This is a genomic window from Alteromonas sp. 4NH20-0056, assembly GCF_057539655.1.
This window is the reverse complement of record NZ_BAAJLS010000007.1, coordinates 1-19532: the sequence shown is the minus strand read 5'-3', so window position 1 is coordinate 19532 and position 19532 is coordinate 1. Positions and strand designations below refer to the sequence as shown.

The window sequence follows — 19532 nt, the reverse complement described above, 5'->3', positions numbered from 1 at the left end:
CACTCACATCACCAGCCAAATGCTGTTATATAACTTTCTACTTTTTAGCATCATACCTATTCCCTTCAGTATCACCTGAAGGGAATATTATTTTAGTCAATCATTTAAAACAGAGCACAATACCTAAAAGCCTTTTTCTATTTCCCTACAGTAGGTTCTGCTATCTGTGATGCGTTCTCGCTCGTATTCTTTCATGGGTACTACAACGATGAATTCGCCTCCTGTGTTAGAAAGCGAATTAAATGCTGAATTTAGCCCTTCATGTCTTCAAGCTCTAGGCCTTTCGTTTCGTATACATAGCGAATGACAAATACAATTGATAGCAGTGAGAATATGGCATAAAGGCCATAAGCGCCGGCAAGACCTATTCCAGCGAGCAGCATAGGGAAAGACCACGTTATGAGAAAATTAGTCGACCACTGAACTAGTCCGCTTACAGCAAGGCCCGAACCTCGTAATAGGTTTGGAAACATCTCCCCAAGCATAACCCACATTACCGGTCCCCATGAAAAATTGAAGCAAAATACGTATAAGTTCGCGGCTATAAGTGCCACGGGGCCCCACTCATTTAGTGCAAGTTTGCCATCAGCACTTTGCTCTGCGTTTAAAAACGCAACCGTTAGCATGGTGAGTGTGATTGTCATGCCAATAGAGCCCCACTTGAGCAATGGTTTACGGCCTACTTTGTCAATGATTGCTAGGGCCACAAGGCATGCTGCAATGCTTATAGCTCCGCTGATAACATTGATCAGAAGAGCATCCGACTCTGAAAACCCTACTGCTTGCCACAAAACCGCTCCGTAATAAAAAACGACGTTTATACCAACAAGCTGTTGAAGCGCCGCTAGTCCAATTCCAATCCAAACAATCGACTTTAACTTGCCGGAAGGCTTATCTATTAGGTCTTTTAGTTGAGGCTTTTGGTCGTTGGATAAAGAAGCCTTTATTTCAGAAAGTTTGTTGGCTCCTTGGCTGCCGTACAACTTGCGAAGTACTGAATTTGCTTGGTCATTTTTCTGTTTAACAACGAGGAAACGCGGACTTTCTGGAATGAAAAGTAACATAATTAAGAAAAGTGATGCGGGAGCAACTTCCATCCAGAACATCCAGCGCCACGCTTCAAAATCAAACCATAGTTTCTGCGTTGAACCTGACGCATAATCGGCAAGAAAGTAGTTGCTAAGAAACGCGGTAAATAGTCCACCGATGATAGCTATTTGTTGTATAGAAGCTAGCGTACCCCTATATTTTGCAGGAGACACTTCTGCTATGTATGCAGGTGCCATCACAGAGGCCGCTCCCACTGCAAGTCCACCAATTATGCGATAAATGACGAACTCAAAACTGCTATCAGCAATTCCTGAGCCGCAAGCACTTATTAAAAAGAAAATAGCAGAGACGAGTAGAAGAGATTTTCGGCCGTACTTGTCGGCTAGTCGACCAGCAAAAAAAGCACCTACGGCACAACCTAAAAGCATACTAGAAACGTTAAAGCCAGTGCCCACACTTTCTGAATTGAAAGCGGCTTGAAGACCATCCACAGTGCCATTTATTACGCCACTATCGAACCCAAACAGGAAGCCTCCTATTGTCGCCACGATAGTGATAAAGAGAATAAACCCAGAGCTAGTGGATTCTTGTGATAAGTCATTTACAGTTGTTGTGTCCATGTAGTTTCTCTACTGTTATTGTCATAATTTAGGAGATGTTAGTAAGCGAGCTTTCTGACTGGTTCTTATAATGATCAGGCTGCAATTTTTGGCGATACTCTACTGGGGTTTGGTCAAAGTGCTTACGAAATAGCGCATACATATATTGAACTGAGGGATAACCACAATGTTTTGCTATCTCGTTGCTGTGTAAATCGGTCTCTTTTAGCATCCTACATGCACGGTTGAGTTTTTCGTTGTGTATCTCAGTATGGATACTATGGCCTCGCTCTTCTTTAAAGCGGGTTTCTAAGTTCGAACGGGAAATACTCACATGGTCAAGCACTTGGTCTACTTTTATGCCTCTACAGGCATTCATCCTTATGAAGTGAGATGCTTGCATTACGAGAGGATCTTTAATTGCCTTAAAATCGGTGGACTGCCTTTCTGCAACTGTTACGGGAGGAACGAGCAGTTGTGTGGCGTTATAAGTACTTCCCTTTAACTGTTTGTGCAGTATTTTTGCAGCTTGAAATCCCATTTCCAGACAACCTTGTCTAACAGAAGACAAGCTAACCCGGCTCAAAAAGCGAGTAAGCTCATCATCATCTATCCCGATGACTGCAAAACGCTCTGGGATCAAAAGGCCCAAATGATCACAGGCCTGAAGCAGGTGGCGCGCCCTAGAATCTGTAACAGCGACTATACCGGTAGGCGCAGGTAAGCTTTTAAGCCAGTCTGTTAAACGTTTTTGCGAATACTGCCACGTTTCGGCTCTAACCGCATGGCCGCGATACACATAGCATTCATAGCCATGTCGTTTAGTGATGCTAAGCATCGCTTGTTCTCTTTCTTGCGCCCACCGTTGATTGTGACTAATTGGGCTACCATAAAACGCGAAGCGCTCTATTCCTTTTTGTCTTAAGTGTTCGAAGGCGGCTTCAACTAACGCGTAGTTATCTGTTGCAACATAAGGTACTGCTGGATAACTGTCTTTATCTTGATAAGAGCCTCCAACACCAACCACGGGAACAGAGGTATTTGATAATGTCTTCTCAATAGCCGGGTTGTCGAAGTCTGCAATAACACCATCCCCGTGCCATTCGTCGAAATGATCTAATCGGGTTAAGAAATCTTCCTCTAAATACAAATCCCAGTCAGCATTTGATGCTTGAAGATAGCGTCCAATACCTTCAATTATTTGTCTGTCAAATATCTTACTTGCATTAAGGAGTAGCGTAATACTGTGCGCTTTCTCGAACATGTCAGATTCCCACGTATAAACAAATTACGTAATAACTATTATGTTTATTAGTTTTAAGCATACTAAACCAGTATGTGGTAATTAACAAAACGATTACAAAATTTCGTAATTGATATAAACGCTTTTAGTAATCAACATCTGTTCATAAGCTCTTATTTGTATGAGACAAGATGATGTACGTAGGAATAGATTTAGGCACTTCTGGTGTAAAAACGGTGTTAATGAATGATGCGGGAGCTGTAGTTAGAGCCGTATCTCGACCTTTGAGTGTCTCAATGCCCCATCCCCTTTGGTCTGAGCAAGATCCTCAAGACTGGTGGCAAGCTACGTGTGATTGCTTAGATGAATTAAGCAGTGAAGAAAATTTATCAAAAGTGAAATCAATTGGATTGAGCGGCCAGATGCACGGCGCTACATTACTTGACGATAAAGGAAACGTTTTAAGGCCTGCAATATTATGGAATGACGGTCGAAGCGTAGAAGAGTGTGAGGAGCTCAGTACCTTAGTGCCAGATTCCTCTGTCCGCACGGGGAACCTAATTATGGCTGGTTTCACAGCCCCGAAGGTACTTTGGGTGAAAAAGAATGAGCCTGAGGTCTTCACTAAAATTAGCAAGGTCCTTCTTCCTAAAGATTTCTTGCGTTATCAACTTTCTGGAGAGTTTGGTTCTGACATGTCTGATGCGGCAGGGACGATGTGGCTAAATACTGAATCTCGCACGTGGGATGAAGAGCTGTTATCAGCGTGTGGCCTAAATGTAGACAACATGCCTGCTCTTTATGAAGGAAATAGTGCTACAGGGAACCTAAAAGATGCTCTCCAGACTCGATGGGGAATGCAGAATGTGATTCTCGCAGGTGGGGCAGGAGACAATGCGGCAGGCGCAATCGGTTGCGGAATTTATGAACCTGGACACGCTATGTTGTCGCTTGGTACCTCAGGTGTCTATTTTGCCGTTACAGACCGGTTTACCGTAAATACTGCCCAAGCGGTTCATAGCTTTTGCCATGCTATTCCAAATCGTTGGCATATGATGTCGGTAATGCTCAGCGCAGCAAGTTGCTTAGATTGGTATGCAAATCAGAGCGGTTATAACAACGTTGCCACCATGATTGAAGACGTGCAGGCGAACACTAGTCACTTAGACACTCAAACTCCAGTGTTTCTACCGTATCTCACTGGCGAAAGAACACCTCACAACAACCCATCGGCTAAAGCTGCTTTCTTTGGTTTATCTGCATCGACTGAACGCGTGCATATGGCGAGAGCGGTGATAGAGGGAGTGTCTATGGCCCTTGCCGATGGCATTGATGCCGTGCATCAAAGTGGCGTTGCTGCAACCTCTATTAGCCTTATCGGTGGAGGCGCGAAAAGCACATTTTGGCGTCAGCTACTTAGCGATATCAGTGGTTATGAGCTGGAATATCGTGAAGGCGGAGATGTTGGCCCGGCTTTAGGTGCCGCGCGTCTAGCACAGCTAGCAGCAAATTCTAATTTAAGTGTATCTGATGTGTGCTTCAAGCCCACCTTAGAAGCAACTTACACGCCGAACAGCCACGTTCATGCTACTTATCTTAATAAGCGACAAAAGTTTAGAGAACTGTATTACGCCGTTGAAACATTCTTTTCCTGAAAGCGGGTTAAGAGTCAAAAATTCAAAAAAATCCGATACGTAGCGTCACAGCGCGTACAAAAAAGGAAAAAATGATGAAAAACTATTTCGAAAGTATCCCTAAAATTAACTATGAAGGGCCTGAATCGACGAATCCTTTGTCGTTTAAGCACTATAACCCTGAAGAGGTCATTGGTGGGAAAACAATGGAAGAGCATCTTCGGTTTGCCGCTTGCTATTGGCACAACTTCTGTTGGGACGGTGCCGATGTATTTGGTGGAGCAACATTTAATCGTCCTTGGCTTGCTGCTGGCGATCCAATGGAGAGAGCCAAACAAAAAGCAGATGCTGCTTTTTCATTTTTTGAAAAGCTTGGCGTGCCTTTTTACTGCTTCCATGACATTGATGTTGCTCCTGAGGGTGATTCAGTGCAAGACTATATTCGAAACTTCTCAGAGATGACTGAAGTGTTAGGTCGTAAACAAGAAGAAACGGGAATGAAGCTTTTATGGGGTACTGCAAACGTATTCAGCCATCCACGTTATATGTCTGGTGCGGCTACCAACCCGAATCCTGAAATATTTACTCGCGCTGCTACCCAGGTGTATCACGCGATGAATGCGACGAAAGCACTTGGTGGTGCTAACTACGTATTGTGGGGGGGACGTGAAGGTTACGAAACTCTTTTAAACACCGATTTAAAGCGAGAACGTCAGCAGTTAGGGCGCTTCATGAATATGGTTGTTGAGCATAAACATAAAATTGGTTTTGATGGTTTACTGCTCATTGAGCCTAAGCCGCAAGAGCCTACTAAACATCAGTATGACTATGATACTGCCACCGTTTATGGCTTCCTAAAAGAGTTCGGTTTAGAGAAAGAGTTTGCGGTAAACATTGAGGCAAACCACGCAACGTTATCTGGGCATTCTTTCCATCATGAAGTAGCGACTGCATTTGCACTTGATATTTTTGGTTCAATTGATGCGAATCGCGGTGATGCCCAACTAGGTTGGGATACTGATCAGTTTCCAAATTCAGTGGAGGAAATGACGCTCATTTGCTACGAAATTCTCAAGAACGGCGGTTATACATCAGGCGGGTTTAACTTTGATACGAAGCTTAGACGTCAAAGCCTAGACGCAGAAGATCTGTTTTTAGGTCACATAGGCGGTATGGATACTTGTGCATTAGGGTTAAAGAAAGCTCACGAACTCATTTCAAATGACGTGCTAGGCGATAATGTTAAGAAACGTTATGCACAATGGAACTCGGTGTTTGGACGAGAAATCCTTGACGGAAATATGTCTTTAGAGTCTCTAGCAGAGCACAGTAAGCAGAAATCGTTAGATCCTAAGCCCGTCTCGGGAAGGCAAGAGGGTTTAGAGAATATTGTGAATCAGATCATTTACAAATAAGATTTCTTTAATAATAAAAAAGCTGCAATTTTGCAGCTTTTTTTTATGAGGGGAAGAAAATGTCGCTATGCGTCACATTCTTACAAAAAATCCTCTCTCATTGGGCTAAACATATCGATAAGAATACCGCCTGTTTCAGTTGTTGTACCATGCTCAACATGCGGATCGATAGCGCAGCTATCACCGGCTTTTAATACTTTTAATTCACCCCCAATGATGAAGTTAAACTCACCCTCCTCACAATACACAATTTGGGTATGACGGTGGCTGTGAGCATAACCCTCTGCGCCTTTCTCAAACCATACTTTAACGGCCATAGCATCGTCGTTATAAGCAAGTATTTGGCGCTTGATACCGCCGCCCATATCTTCAACTACACCTAACTTTTCAGACATTCAGTTTCTCCTTTCAATAATGTTAAATTTATCAACACGCCCTAATTGCGCGAATCATTTGCTTTGAGCCTTCTTTAATTCATTTTGAAAATGTGTGTATTCAATTCGAAGCCCTAATTTTTGAGAAAAGTTGAGGCCGAGTTGGAGTAATTCAAATTGGTTATCCACCGCTTTGACTTTGTCTTTCAGGATTTCTACGGCACGTTGAGTGTTGCCCGCTTTGTCTAGCGCCAAAATCAAAATGTACAAATAATTGCTATTACGCGGCTCGAGCTCATTGGCTCTTGTAAGGTGGATAACTGCAGTCTCTATATCTTGAGCTCTTATCAATCGCATACCTTCAGCGTAATTTACTAACGCTGATTGTGGATTATTTTTGAGGCCGTTTTTGAGTGTGGAGGCTTCTACGTGTTCTTTTCCCAATGAACGATAAAGATTGGCCAAGTTAATGTAATTTGGCTCAAAGAAAGGGTCTTTGCTAATGCCGGCTTGAAGGAGTTCCTTTGCTTTATCAAAGTTTCCCGCGTTCACATACACTAAGCTTGCATTTAAATTGCCTTCGCCTCGCCAAAGGGCTTGCTCGGATGCTTCTGACATTTCGCTTAACACATTGGTAGAGATAAGTGACACTCCTCCTAATGCGATTAGTTGCTCTGCTGAGGCGATGCGGATTGCTTTAAATTGGTCGTTTAAAAGAGGCTCTAGAAGTTGATGCCTTTTGTTTTTGTCCACTAAAAAAGAAACATCTGCAAAGGCCAATCTCACTAACGGACTATTGTCAGACGCGAGTACCTTGGCGTAATTGTACGGTAATGCCTGAAGAGTGTTGGGCAATAAAGATACAACGGTAGCTCTTTTAATGGCAGGCAGTGATGTATTTTTTGCTAACGCAAGATGGCGATTTGGCGTTAATCGTTCACCACTAAGTAATAGCATGTATTGCATTTGGGCAGGATGAGGAGAGGCTGGAGCGCCATGCCATTTGACTAAGCTCTCTTTAGCCCATTTTGTACTCTTATCTTCATGACAGCTATTACATGTGTTCGGCGTATCGAATTTTTCGCTGACACTAGGTGCCGGTATATGAAAGCTGTGATCTCGTCTTTTATCAACACCCATGTAGGTATTCGTTGGCATATGACAACTAATGCATTGTGAACCCTCGGTATCTGGTTCGTGACGATGGTGTTTAACGTTATCAAATTCCGACGCTTTATGGCACTGCAAGCAAAGGCCATTGCCTTCTACTTTCACTTTTGCAGTATGAGGATTGTGACAATCATTGCAGTTCACCCCGGCCTCATACATTTTGCTTTGCAGAAAAGAGCCATAGACGTAAACTTCATCCTGAATCTGTCCATCAACGTGGTATTGGGGAGTAGTTAACAAAGCAGGCTTAAATTGTGACAAGAAAGGCTTTGATGGCGTTATTCCATCAGTAAGTGGTGCTCTAAGTGAATGGCATGCAAAACAACTATCCATAAAACTGTTGTCGCGCTTGGGTCCATTCCATGAAGCAATTTTTTCACCTTCACCTTCACCTAAAAGCCAATTACCGATATTTTTTTGTTCGTTTTTAGTTAGCGCTGAATGAGGCGTTTCTTTTTTGCCATAGTGGCCCTCATCAAGATTGCCATGACATGATTGGCAAGAAACATTCACCTCGTTCCACACTGTTTCAAAGGAATCTCTCTCACTGTCGTAGTTTCTTTGTAAGCCTGATGAATGGCAGTCTGCACACATTCCGTTCCAATTTTGTAACGGCTGCAACCAATGTAATCTATCTTGCTGACTAATTTCTTCATCGGGATATATGGGATACCACTTTTGGCCACCATTTGATCCCTCTCTTGAATCCCATGCAAAAGGGAATACTTGCATTTTTCCGCGTTCAGTTTTGATGAGATATTCCTGAAGAGGGTAGTGACCAAATACGTAACTCACTTCATAGTTTGTAGTTTGCTCATTTTCTTCAAATCTTATAAAGAACTTGCCGTCGCGCTTGAAAAAAGTCGCTTTTTGATTGAAATGCTCAAACACAGCGTTGTCGAAATCACCTTTTACCGTTGCTTCTGAGGCTACATCCATGGCTCTACTATGATCCGATGTTAGCCAGTCAGATAATTGCTCTTGATGACAAGAGCCACACTGTTCAGCCTCACTAGCGAAGGCATTAAATACAATACTTGTGAGAATAAGTAATAAGAGTCGTGGAAACATTAATTATTGGCGCCAAAAACGATTATATCCAATCATAAAATATCATGCTAAGAGTGTGGATGCTAACAATTGATTAACCTCGCTGCGGGCCAAACGTTTTTTCGATTGTTGAATTTTTTTATAAAGCAAATTTGCATGCATGATTTCATCGTGTTTGCTTATTAATGACCGTAAAAGATGTTATGCTTGCTATGTATTTCAAATTTATTCAGGAGTAGTCATGAAGATTGCATTAATGATGGAAAACAGCCAAGCATCAAAGAACCCTGTGATCCTTAAAGAGTTAGAGTCTGTTGCGGATTCCTTAGGTCATAGCGTACACAATGTGGGGATGAACAGTGAAACCGATCATCATCTTACCTACGTGCATTTGGGTATCATGGCCGGAGCGTTAATTAACTCTGGTGCAGTAGACTTCGTTATTGCTGGATGTGGCACTGGGCAAGGCGCTCTGATGTCTTTAAATGCACAACCAGGTGTTTTTTGCGGTTACTGTATTGACCCTTCTGATGCATTCTTGTTCAACCAAGTTAACAACGGTAATGCATTAGCACTTCCCTTTGCGAAAGGTTTTGGCTGGGGAGCAGAGCTTAATGCCCGTTATATCTTCGAGAAAGCATTAACTGGTGAGCGAGGCGCTGGATACCCGGTAGAAAGAAAAGAACCTCAGGTTCGCAATGCAGCGATTTTAGCTGACTTAAAAGCGGCGTTGTCGAGCGACGACTATGTGGATACGTTGAAGAAAATTGACCAAGAGCTTGTGAAAGTTGCTGTATCTGGAGAGCGTTTTCAACAATGTCTTTTTGAAAATGGTAAAAATGAATCAATAAAGTCATATGTTAAAGCATTAGTTTCTTAACTACTGGTTTAAAGCGTGAAAGGCGCCATTAGGCGCCTTTCAATGCGTATGTTACCCCACGGGAATAGTAGTATTTGGGTATTTAATTGTTACATTGCGAGGACTAGCCAGAAAATAAGCAATGGTTAGCGGTCCCAAGCGGCCTATAAACATCAAGAAGATAATTACGACCGTACCCGCGTCAGACAAGTTACCTGTTAATCCTCTAGACAGCCCCACCGTACCGAGAGCAGAAATTGCCTCGAAAACCACATCTAAGAAATCAGCGTTTTCGGTTATTGATAGGATGAATATCGCAATCCAAGATACTGCGGTTGAAAGAAGGGCGAGTGCTAAAGCTTTTCCTCTGGTCTCGCTAGACAGCGATCTTCCGAATACTGATGGCGATGGGTCACGGCGCAAGTAGCTATAGGCTGACATGATAAGCACCACAAAAGTAACGAGCTTAATTCCGCTGGCCGTACTCATTGACCCTCCACCTATAAACATAAGCAGCAAAGTTAGCCATGTTGTTGCGTCTTCAAGAGCACTGATATCAATGGTGTTGAAACCTGCGGTGCGCGGCGTTACGGCTTGAAACCATGCCGCCCATAATTTTGACGTGCTGTTTAAAGGCCCAAGGGTGTTTGGGTTATCTTTTTCGATAAGGTAAATCAGAATGAGAGCGACGCCATTTATGATAATAGTACTACTAATCATTAGTTTGCTGTAAACGGATAGGGTTTGCCATGCTCGCTTTTTGTTTAAATCTATCCACACGGAGAAGCCTAAACCACCAATAATAAATAAGGCAGTTATAGTGAGATTAATCACAGGGTTTCCTACATAGAAGGAAAGGCTATCGTCGCTAAGTGCAAAGCCGGCGTTATTAAACGCAGAAATTGTGTAAAAAAATGCGTGAAATAGTGCTTCTCCTATTGGTTTTGACTGTAGCCAAAACAAGGACAAAATAGTGAAGCCTACCAATTCGATAACTAGTGCAAATAAAAGTACTGACTTTGCGGTAGAGACAAGAGTAGATAGGTCTGTTTGGTTAAACGCCTCTTTGATAGCAGATTGTTGTAAAAATGAAATCTTGCTGCCAAGCGCAATTAAGGTAACCACAGCGAAGGTCATCAAGCCAAGCCCACCTATTTGAATCAAAAAGGCGATGACGGTAAGGCCCATTGATGTGAATACCGTTCCGGTATCAACCACGACTAACCCTGTAACCGTTACTGCAGAAGTCGCAGTAAATAGGCTCTGAGAAAAAGAAATAGGTTGTGTTGTCATGCCCGGCAGCAGCAACAGTAAAGTACCCATTATTATCACCCCCAAAAAACTCAACGATAAAATGAGAGGCGGAGCTGCCTGTATTTTATAAGCACTTTTCGCTTTTCTTGTTAATGGGCGGCTTTGTAAATTCCAACGTGTCATTACTTCAACCTTGGAGCAATTCTGACTAGGGCTTCTTTAGGGCCAAATAAAATAAGCGTATCGTGCTCACGGGCAATAAAAGATGAAGGGGGGGACTTTTTCACTTCTTGCTCACGCTTGAGTAATAAACAATGAATTGAATGCTCAAACCCTTTAACTATCTGTTCTAGACTTATGGGTTGGAAAGTTGAGGGAAGGTGTACGTCTACAATATAGTTCCCATGACCAACGCTGAGGTAGTCACTTACCATGGGGTAATTTAATGCCTGCGCAACGCGCGCGCCCATTTCTTCCTCCGGGTGCACAATTCGAGTAACCCCCAATTTAGAGAGAATGGTATGGTGCGCTGCAGTATTTGCTTTAACCCAAATATCTTTTACGCCCAAGTTTTTAACGTGGAGTGTACACAATAAGCTGGCCTGCATATCTTCACCTATTGCCACAAGTACGGCTTCACTTTGGCAGAGATTTAGCTCTTTCAATGCTCTCTCATCGGTAACATCACATATAAGCGTCTGAGTAAGTTGTCCTGCGTATTGTTCAGCGAGCTTCTCGTCTTTATCTATTCCCGTAACGGTATGCCCCATGTGTATAAGCTCAATGCTCGCTGTTAACCCAAAACGCCCTAACCCTATTACCGTAAAATGTGCCATAAGTTTACTCCGATTGATTAAACAAAAAGCGGTAGCCGTGGCCCGCGGAGGTTTCTATTGCAAACTGGTCTTTGCTAAGTGTTGAGAGTTTTTTTCGTAAATGACTTACGAGCACTCTCACATAATGGGTATCTTCGCTATTGTGAATGCCCCAAATAGTACGTATAAGCACCGTTTGATTGACGAAAACACCCACTTCCCTCGTTAAAATATCCATTAACAATAGCTCTTTTGGAGTAAGCGAAACTTGGGCACTGCCTAGTACCAATACACCACTATTCAAGTCCAGCGTAAGGTCCTGAAAGTGCCTTATACGTTCTGCATCAGGAATAACTGGCATTATGTCCCGGAGTAATACCTTAATACGGGCAACCAACTCCTTGATACTGAATGGCTTACTCACATAATCATTTGCCCCTGCCATTAAGAGGTCTACTTTGTCATCCTCAGAATGCCGCGCTGATAGAACTAAAATAGGTACGCTGCTGGTCTGTCTAACTCGGGTTAATATTTCTTTGCCTTCACCATCTGGTAAACCAAGGTCTAGTATTATTAACGCTGGTTTCTCTCTCAGAGCGATTGCTAGCCCCTCCCTCACATTCAGCGCTTCTTTGGCTATAAAACCCTCTACCTTTAGCGCGATGCTTATCATTCTGCGAATGTGCGGTTCATCTTCAACAATGAGAACTGTACTCATGAAGATTGCTCACTTAAATTGGGTATAGAAAGTATGGCACCGCAGCCTGGATCTAGATTTTGTAACGTGAGGGTTCCTTTGTGGGCTTCGACTATTCCTTTAGCAACATTGAGCCCAAGACCAATACCGCCTTTTCCAACATCACCATTACGTGAAGAAGAGAACAAGAGAAAAGGTGATTCAGTATCACCATTTTTGAGGCCAATGCCCGAGTCTTCGATAGAAAAATAGGTGCTTTTCGCATCGTTGCTAATTGTCACTTCTACTACTTCGCTACTGAATTTAAGCGCATTGTCTAATACATTAAATAAAGCCTGTTCCAAGAGCGTTGGGCTGACAATGATATGTTCATTGGTATGCGTAAAGTTAACTGAGATTCGCTCGGTATTAAACCGAGTTAATAGATTATTAACTACAAGGGAAATGCTTATCTTCTCTCTTCCCGCTATTAACAAATCGCTTTGTATTTTTGTAGCTTGAAGAATGTTTTCGACATAGGCATGTAGTCGTTTGCTCTCGTAGATACTGCCCGTTATCAATTCACGTTTATCTTCGTCAGATAATGAGTGATAGTAAGAGTCTAGTGTTTCCATAGAGCCGATAATTGAGGAGAGGGGAGTACGTAAATCATGTGAAACTGACCGAAGTACATTTGCCTGTAATTGTGCTTTGCGAAGCGCGGTTTGTTGTTTCTTATAAAACGCTGTTAACTCACTTGTCAGAATAGCGACGATAATAAACGTTGCCATATTAACGACATCGTCTGCATTGGTCATTCGAACAGAGTACAAAGGTTCGGTGAAGAAAAAGTTAAAGCTCAAAGCGCCAAAGAAAGCCGCTAACATACCATTAAAGCGAGAAAACAAAGTCGCACAGGCAACGCTGCCGAGTTGTAGTATGAGTAGCGTTCCACCCATCGGCAAAAATAAGCTGCTTAATAGCCAACTTGCCAGAACAGCGAATACCATAATGGCACTTGTTACTGCGATATCACGCATACATATTATTCAGTAGTTGTTAATAAAAATTAGTGCGTTAAATGTATCAGGGAAGGAGAATGAAAACGCGTAAAATTTGCGTAAAAGTTTTGAAGATTATTGAGGAAATAGTAAAGTTGGCGAGGGCCTGAGCCCAAGCCAACTATAGTTGGTACAGATTAGAATCTGTAGTTAACAGCTAATTGATAGATACGACCTGTATAAGTTAGACGGCTAATAGCACGCTCGTCTGTTCCTAAGAATTCCTCACCAACTTCATCTGTTAAGTTGAAAGCGCGTAAGAACAACTTAGTTTTATCGTTAAGCTTATATTGGCCTACAAAATCCAGTCGGCCTATCGCTTTTCTGGTACGAGCATTAGTACCTAAGAAAGAGTTAGCGCCTCTCAGCGTTTGGTCGTCACGCCAGTTGTACGATAAACGTAAACTTATACCGTCATTTTCCCAATAGGTTATAACATTGAAAGATTCAGGCGATACACGCGTTAACTCAATTTCACTTCCCTCTTGGTCTAAGCTTGTGTAGTTAAATACACCACCAAGGCCATTCCAAGGATACGGCAGAAAATCAAGCTTCTGCTGGATTGCAACTTCATAGCCTGTAACGGTAATTGTATCTGAAATATTGATAGGAGCAGTGATATTTACTTCTCTCAAGTTCTCATTACCGTCATCATCGATGATAGGTGTCGTTTGAATACAACCAAACTCTCGGCCATTAGTTCCAGGTGTACGCTCTATGTCGCCAAGTAAGCGATCCACAATTGGGTTTGTACCTGGATCAGGGCAGAATCCTTGTTCAGAATCAAACAAGTTCGTTATCTCTTTCTTAAAATAACCTACAGAGATTGCACTACCTTCACGGTTGTACCACTCTAACGATAGGTCATAGTTTTTTGCTTCATAAGGACGAACCGTTGCTGTTGGTAGGTCTAAGCTAACCGATTGATTGCCCCCGCGCAAAGCTGCTGTAGGGCGCTGTGCAAGTAGGTTTGGACGAACAATACCCTCATAGTATGCAGCTCTTAACAACACATCATCATGAACTTCGAAAGTAATGTTTGCCATAGGCAGCGTATGTTGATAGTCGTCTTCAAAGGTAACTGGCGCTGCTATACCATTTCGACCTTGGGCGTCCACTTGGGTTTCAAATCCATCAAACGTGTTGTCGGTTTGAATATGGCGAACGCCAATGTTACCTCGATAAGGAACGGATCCTAGTTCACCGGTAAAGTCTGACATAACATACATTGCCAAGATATCTTGGTCTGCGCCAAAATTAAAACCAAGATTAATCGGTAATCCGCTATTTCTATCCTGCTGATCCCAAAATCCAGTTCTATTTCGCTCTAAACCTGCAAATGGGGTGCTAAAAGATGTTGCTGTTGGGATGTTATTGACATCGGTCTCGATGCCTTCCTGTAACATTTCTAAAGCTAGCGCATTGTCGATTGTTAACCAACCTGACGTGTTATCAAATGTACCAGGGATATTTCCGCCAAAGTAATCACCTTGCTCTGAAGACAATATATTATCGGTTAAGAATGCATCAGAGATATTGCTTGTATCGACGCCTGCTAAACCTTGTCTTTGGTCAATACTCTCAAGAGACTCTCTTGAAAATCTCGCGCCAAATTTTATAGTTTCAAAGTTAAGTGCGTCACCTAAACCAAAATCAACGAAGCGCTCTGCGTTAAATTCAGCACTGCTTACTTCTCTAGATAAATCTCGAACGCGGCCTGTAATTCTAAACGATAGGCGTCTGCCTTGGTTTGCATCAGACACTGAGTTTACACTTGACGAGCTTAAATTTGGAACCTGCCATACCAAGTCATTAAAGACATATGGTTGGTCGTATTGGCCTTGAACAAAGATATTGTCTAAGTTGCCATTACCTGAGTTGATAGAGCCGTTAAAGCCCGTAGGAACGCTGTCTAAGCCATTTCTACGACCATCAGCGTCTGTAAAATTGAAAGAGTCACGCCAGTCTTGGTCAGTTAAGAAAGTAAAGCCAACATTTTGGAACTCATTGCTAGCTTCAGAGTGTGTAATTGTGCCGTCGAAAGCCCAATCGTCGGTGAAGTAATCAGCGTAAAGGATAATACCTTCGGTTTTTTCTCTAAAGGTAGTCTTACGGTTTTCTGTTTGAAGAGAACCATCTGTAAAGTCGTAATTAGACACGGCATAAACTAATGGAGCGCCTTCTTCGTCTGCCGTTCTATCATATGCAAACGGTGCTGTGTCCATATCTAGCGTTACGCGAGCATCGAAGTTATCTCTGTCACGACGACGAGTGTTAAAGCCTGGGCTGATAGTTGAAGCTTCTTTCGTTCCGTCAGCTAAGTCACGTTCTGAGAACAGTAAATGTGCGCCAAGCTTAAAGTTTTCACTTACGCGATACTCGATATTACCAGAGAACGAAATTCTATCGCCATCACTGTACTCGCTTACGTTTCGAGCGCGAGCGGGTGCTGTAAGTTGAGCATCTTCCGCTAAGCCCCATTTCTCGCGATACTCGGCAATATTGGTGGCACGAACATCGCCGTCTACAGTATCTACAGATGTGTAATCGACAATATCAAAGGTGTCTCGTCTGAATGTTTGTCCCGAGCCAGCTAGCTTGAAAGCTACACCTAGTTTATTGTCCATTAGGTGTTTTACACCTGAGATCCTAAAGTTCGGGTCTACATTACCCGTTAAGTCTTCATAGCGACCGCCAACACTTATTGATGCTGAACCATCTTTCTTTGATAAAGCTTGCTGAAGTTTCTGATCGACGATACCGGCAATACCGCCTGCCTGAAGGTCGGCTGTGGGGCTTTTAACAACGGTAACACCGTCGAAAATGCTTGCCTCGAAAGCTGCGAATGGATTTGGCTCACCCACAGCATTGATATTTGATGCGCCTGATGGGGTGGCAAAAGATTGGCCCATGGCCGTTGTTTTTACAAAACCACTACCTAAACCACGAAGGCTGATAGTGCTTTGTCTTCCCTCTTCATCAGTGTTCAATTGAACACCAGGAATTGCTTGAAGGGCTTCACCAAAATCTAAAGCAGGTAATGCATCTATATCGGTGGCCGAGATTGCATCAACAATTGATGCAGCATTACGCTTAGTATTAAGTGCATCTTCAAGAGACGCTCTGACGCCGGTGACTTCGATAACTTCTAAGGTTTCTTCTTGCTGTTTTTTATCAGTGTTTTGCTGTGCATTATTGACCGCAGTGTTAACTTCTTGCGCAAGCAATGTAGGAGAGCTAATGGTTAATAATAGTGCAGCTGTATTGCCCAGCAGCTTTCTATTGATATTTGATCTTGTGTTTTGCATAGACCCATTCTCTTTGTTGTGTGATTTAAGTGTGCTTCTTAAATGTATTGTTAAATCTTTGTGAAACCATAGTAACCACATGAAACAATCAAAACAAGTCATTTGTCATCATTTTTAACGAAAAACATACTATTTATTAATCTTATGGTGAGTATTAATGGGCGTAAAAGAAAGGAATGAAGTGGTTTTGCGATATGTAAGAGAGAGTTTATTGTTTTTATTTGATTTAAAATCAGCGATTTAGTTTTTTCGGTGCCCATATAATTTATACTAAAGTATTATGCTAAAGTGGTCATAATCAATCATAAAGAGTCGCCTTGCGCGTCAATAGTACAAAGTAATATCAGCGTTTAAGTGTAAACACAATTATGTGTGATATTTGCATACTTTATTTTAATAAAGACAATAAATCTCATGTTTGTTAAGACGATTTGATTAGGCTATATCACTTTGTGAATAGTAAATTAATGAAATTTCTCGCACAACGGTTTGGCGTGAGCAGCTCAGTTTTACATGGTCGGTAACAACAGAAGCTCTACATAGCACGATTTTTCCAGTCAAGATTTTTATTAATCATTATAGAAAACTTCAAATAATCTTTTTCAGATACGGGGGAGCGGAGCTGGCCAAGAGTCGCTTTTGTTTAGATGAATTCGGGGTTTGCTAAGTCACGTTGTGATTTATGCATAAAGCAGCATGAATAGGCAATAATATAAAACTTTTTAACTGGCCTTTTTAAAGAGCGAAAGCGTTAAGCTCAGGAACTAAAAATTGATAAACGTCAGTGGAAAATACCCTAAGTACCTTGGGGTAGGTATGCGGGTTTGCGAATTTGGTCAAAATCGTCCGAAAATGGTCTGGTATTACAAAGAAATGATGTAGAAAAAATGTGAATTTTAAAATCCGAAAATTGAGAAGGTAAAGACATAGAACATGGTGGTTTTTAATGCAAAAAAGCATTAGTGTGAAACGCGTTAACTAGCGATTGAAATAATGCGAAACCAGGAAAAATCTAAAAGTCAATAAATATAATTGAAAATATTATTCTGGGAATGAGTAGTAGCATAAAAAAAGTGCAAGCGAGCCCTTAATTCTTCGGAAATTGAAGCAAAGAAGCCTTAATTCTTCAAGAATTGAAACAATACGAGCTTAATTCTTCGAAAATTGAAACAAAAGGGAAAATTCCCTCAGTTAATTCTTCAAAAATTGAAAAAAAGGGAAAATTCCCTCAGTTAGTTCTTCAAAAATTGAAACAAAGGGAAAATTCCCTCAGTTAGTTCTTCAAAAATTGAAAGAGTGAGAGTAGAAGTTAAAATTCCACAGCCACAAACGGGTATGATGTGTATCATGCAGATAGTCCTAAGGCTTCACGACGCATAACGAAATTAACTAGATTTCGAGTACATGCGCCTACTTTTTCTATTGCAATCACGGCTACTGACCACACTCCAAATAATGATCATTCCATACAAAATAAAACATAACTAGTGACATTACAGACCACCTTCAAGTAGGTATCCCCAAGAAAGGAGTCCCTCATCCACCACCGAGGTGCCCCTTTTGCTCAACTCGCGCGCGCCTTCGGCTGGTCGGCAGGGCGGGTTTCAAGGTTGATGCCAGGTTTGAGCTGTCGCGGGTGGGTTTTATTGGTGTTTTTATATGAAGGTGGTCTGTAAATATAATACAATAGAGATATGTTTGATTGAGAATAGGACGTGGACATGGTGAATGATTTTGCGCGCTTTACTAGCCTGCTCACTACATTAGATGATTTATACGAGTCGCTGTATAGTGCTATGCGGTTATCACCCTCGGCTTACTTTGCGGATATTGACGACGTCACAAAAGAGGACTTCAAAGCTTTCTCTGCCGGTGAATTGATGCTCGGGCATCGGGATAGGTTCAATGTGCAGGCACAAATGCGTTGCTTGAATGCCCTTCAATGTTTTCATCGTCCTTCTCGGGATATTTCAGGCCGTGTGGCGGGTAAGTTCCCTGGTATTCTTTTATTAGAGAACCATGACGACGTCATTGATACTATCGTTGCCATTAACAGCACCAAAACAGCGATTAAACAGTGTGTGCAAGATGTTGACCCTGTTACGGGCGCCCACCGTCGTAATCACCTGCAGAAGCATGAGTTTTTGCACCAACACCGTGGGGCTGAAATTATCTCTTATCAGCTCTATCGGCATATCGATGTGATCAACTGTCGCCCTGATACGGATACCGCGCTTAAAAGCGTGAACTTCTATTGGGCTTACAAGAACGCAGACCAACGTTTACTGCCTGATAGGGCCAAGCACTATCTCTATAACTGCAATTCTGGGCTCAATGATGAGCAGCTCAAGGCATTATCGCAGCAGATAGACGATACACGACACTCCCATCGCTTTTACGTGCGAAAAACACGAAATGCATCGGTCAATGTCTCTTTGTATTACGGCGCCGTGCACGGAAAGCCGGTGGTCAACACAATCAATGCCGCTCAGCCCATTATTTTGTGTAATTACGAGGATGCTCCAACAATTCGCCCTTTAAGCGCTCATGTGCCTCAAAAACGGAAAGCAAATAGGCAGGGGCATGCGTGGGTATGTCTCAATGAAGCCATGAACCTATATACGAGGCCAATTACAGAGGCAGATAGAAAGCGAGAGAATGACGTCAGGGCGCGCACAGTTGCATAATGCTGACTTACGTGAACAGAAGCTTAAATAAGATAATCATAGGAGTCCGGTTTAGACAAACAACGGACCATCGCAGCGTTCAACTTGAACGGACACTCAGGGCGCCAAAATGGTAAGTCGGAACCGAGCTTGATGGCGGTTGTGCTCGCAATATGATGGATGTCCAGAACTAAGTATCTTGGTTTAGTCGAAAATGGCCTACTTTTTTGGCTAAATACATAGGTTATAAACTAGAGCGTGTATATGGTCATAACTTTTAAATAAGGGGCGCAGGCACGTAGGGCATAATGGCGAAGCCGCCCTGCGTGTTTGCGTCCCAGCCCGCGCAGCGGGCGAG

13 protein-coding genes are annotated in these 19532 nt (G+C 42.5%); 4 read left to right on the top strand and 9 right to left on the bottom strand.

The window, feature by feature from the left end; genetic code table 11:
- Positions 1-251: 251 nt before the first annotated feature.
- A complete protein-coding gene (locus tag AC27EZ_RS13120; RefSeq protein ID WP_487135744.1) occupies positions 252-1670 on the bottom strand; it encodes a sugar porter family MFS transporter in 1419 nt (472 codons plus the stop codon).
- A 28-nt stretch (positions 1671-1698) separates the two neighbouring features.
- Complete coding sequence (locus AC27EZ_RS13115; protein WP_487135743.1) at positions 1699-2913, bottom strand: XylR family transcriptional regulator; 1215 nt, start codon at positions 2911-2913, stop codon at positions 1699-1701.
- A gap of 173 nt (positions 2914-3086) precedes the next feature.
- On the opposite strand from AC27EZ_RS13115, the gene xylB reads away from it, so the two are divergent.
- Entirely contained in the window at positions 3087-4547 is a 1461-nt protein-coding gene (xylB, locus tag AC27EZ_RS13110; protein WP_487135839.1) for a xylulokinase, read from the top strand.
- Positions 4548-4621: 74 nt separating this feature from the next.
- A complete protein-coding gene (gene xylA / locus AC27EZ_RS13105; protein WP_487135742.1) occupies positions 4622-5941 on the top strand; it encodes a xylose isomerase in 1320 nt (439 codons plus the stop codon).
- Positions 5942-6021: 80 nt separating this feature from the next.
- Here xylA and AC27EZ_RS13100 read toward each other — a convergent pair whose 3' ends face one another.
- Positions 6022-6336, bottom strand: a complete 315-nt coding sequence (locus AC27EZ_RS13100) for a cupin domain-containing protein (RefSeq protein ID WP_287009587.1) — start codon at positions 6334-6336, stop codon at positions 6022-6024.
- A gap of 54 nt (positions 6337-6390) precedes the next feature.
- A complete protein-coding gene (locus AC27EZ_RS13095) occupies positions 6391-8556 on the bottom strand; it encodes a multiheme c-type cytochrome (protein WP_487135741.1) in 2166 nt (721 codons plus the stop codon).
- A gap of 220 nt (positions 8557-8776) precedes the next feature.
- On the opposite strand from AC27EZ_RS13095, the gene AC27EZ_RS13090 reads away from it, so the two are divergent.
- Positions 8777-9415: an RpiB/LacA/LacB family sugar-phosphate isomerase gene (locus tag AC27EZ_RS13090; RefSeq protein ID WP_487135740.1), complete on the top strand. Its 639-nt coding sequence runs from the start codon at positions 8777-8779 to the stop codon at positions 9413-9415.
- 51 nt (positions 9416-9466) lie between these two features.
- On the opposite strand, the gene AC27EZ_RS13085 is transcribed toward AC27EZ_RS13090, so the two are convergent.
- The 5 genes from AC27EZ_RS13085 to AC27EZ_RS13065 form a co-directional block, all read right to left on the bottom strand.
- Positions 9467-10831: a TrkH family potassium uptake protein gene (locus tag AC27EZ_RS13085; RefSeq protein WP_487135739.1), complete on the bottom strand. Its 1365-nt coding sequence runs from the start codon at positions 10829-10831 to the stop codon at positions 9467-9469.
- Complete coding sequence (locus tag AC27EZ_RS13080; RefSeq protein ID WP_287009583.1) at positions 10831-11484, bottom strand: potassium channel family protein; 654 nt, start codon at positions 11482-11484, stop codon at positions 10831-10833. Before AC27EZ_RS13080 ends, AC27EZ_RS13085 begins: the two co-directional genes overlap by 1 nt.
- A gap of 4 nt (positions 11485-11488) precedes the next feature.
- Positions 11489-12181 carry a response regulator gene (locus AC27EZ_RS13075; RefSeq protein ID WP_487135738.1) on the bottom strand — a complete coding sequence of 231 codons (693 nt, stop codon included), beginning with the start codon at positions 12179-12181 and terminating at the stop codon, positions 11489-11491.
- Positions 12178-13179, bottom strand: coding sequence for a sensor histidine kinase (locus AC27EZ_RS13070; protein WP_487135737.1), 1002 nt, complete (start codon positions 13177-13179; stop codon positions 12178-12180). The genes AC27EZ_RS13075 and AC27EZ_RS13070 overlap by 4 nt, the downstream gene beginning before the upstream one ends.
- 158 nt (positions 13180-13337) lie before the next feature.
- Entirely contained in the window at positions 13338-16508 is a 3171-nt protein-coding gene (locus AC27EZ_RS13065) for a TonB-dependent receptor (RefSeq protein WP_487135736.1), read from the bottom strand.
- 1721 nt (positions 16509-18229) lie between these two features.
- Here AC27EZ_RS13065 and AC27EZ_RS13060 point away from each other — a divergent pair.
- Positions 18230-19195, top strand: a complete 966-nt coding sequence (locus AC27EZ_RS13060) for a DNA replication terminus site-binding protein (protein WP_487135735.1) — start codon at positions 18230-18232, stop codon at positions 19193-19195.
- Positions 19196-19532: the final 337 nt, after the last annotated feature.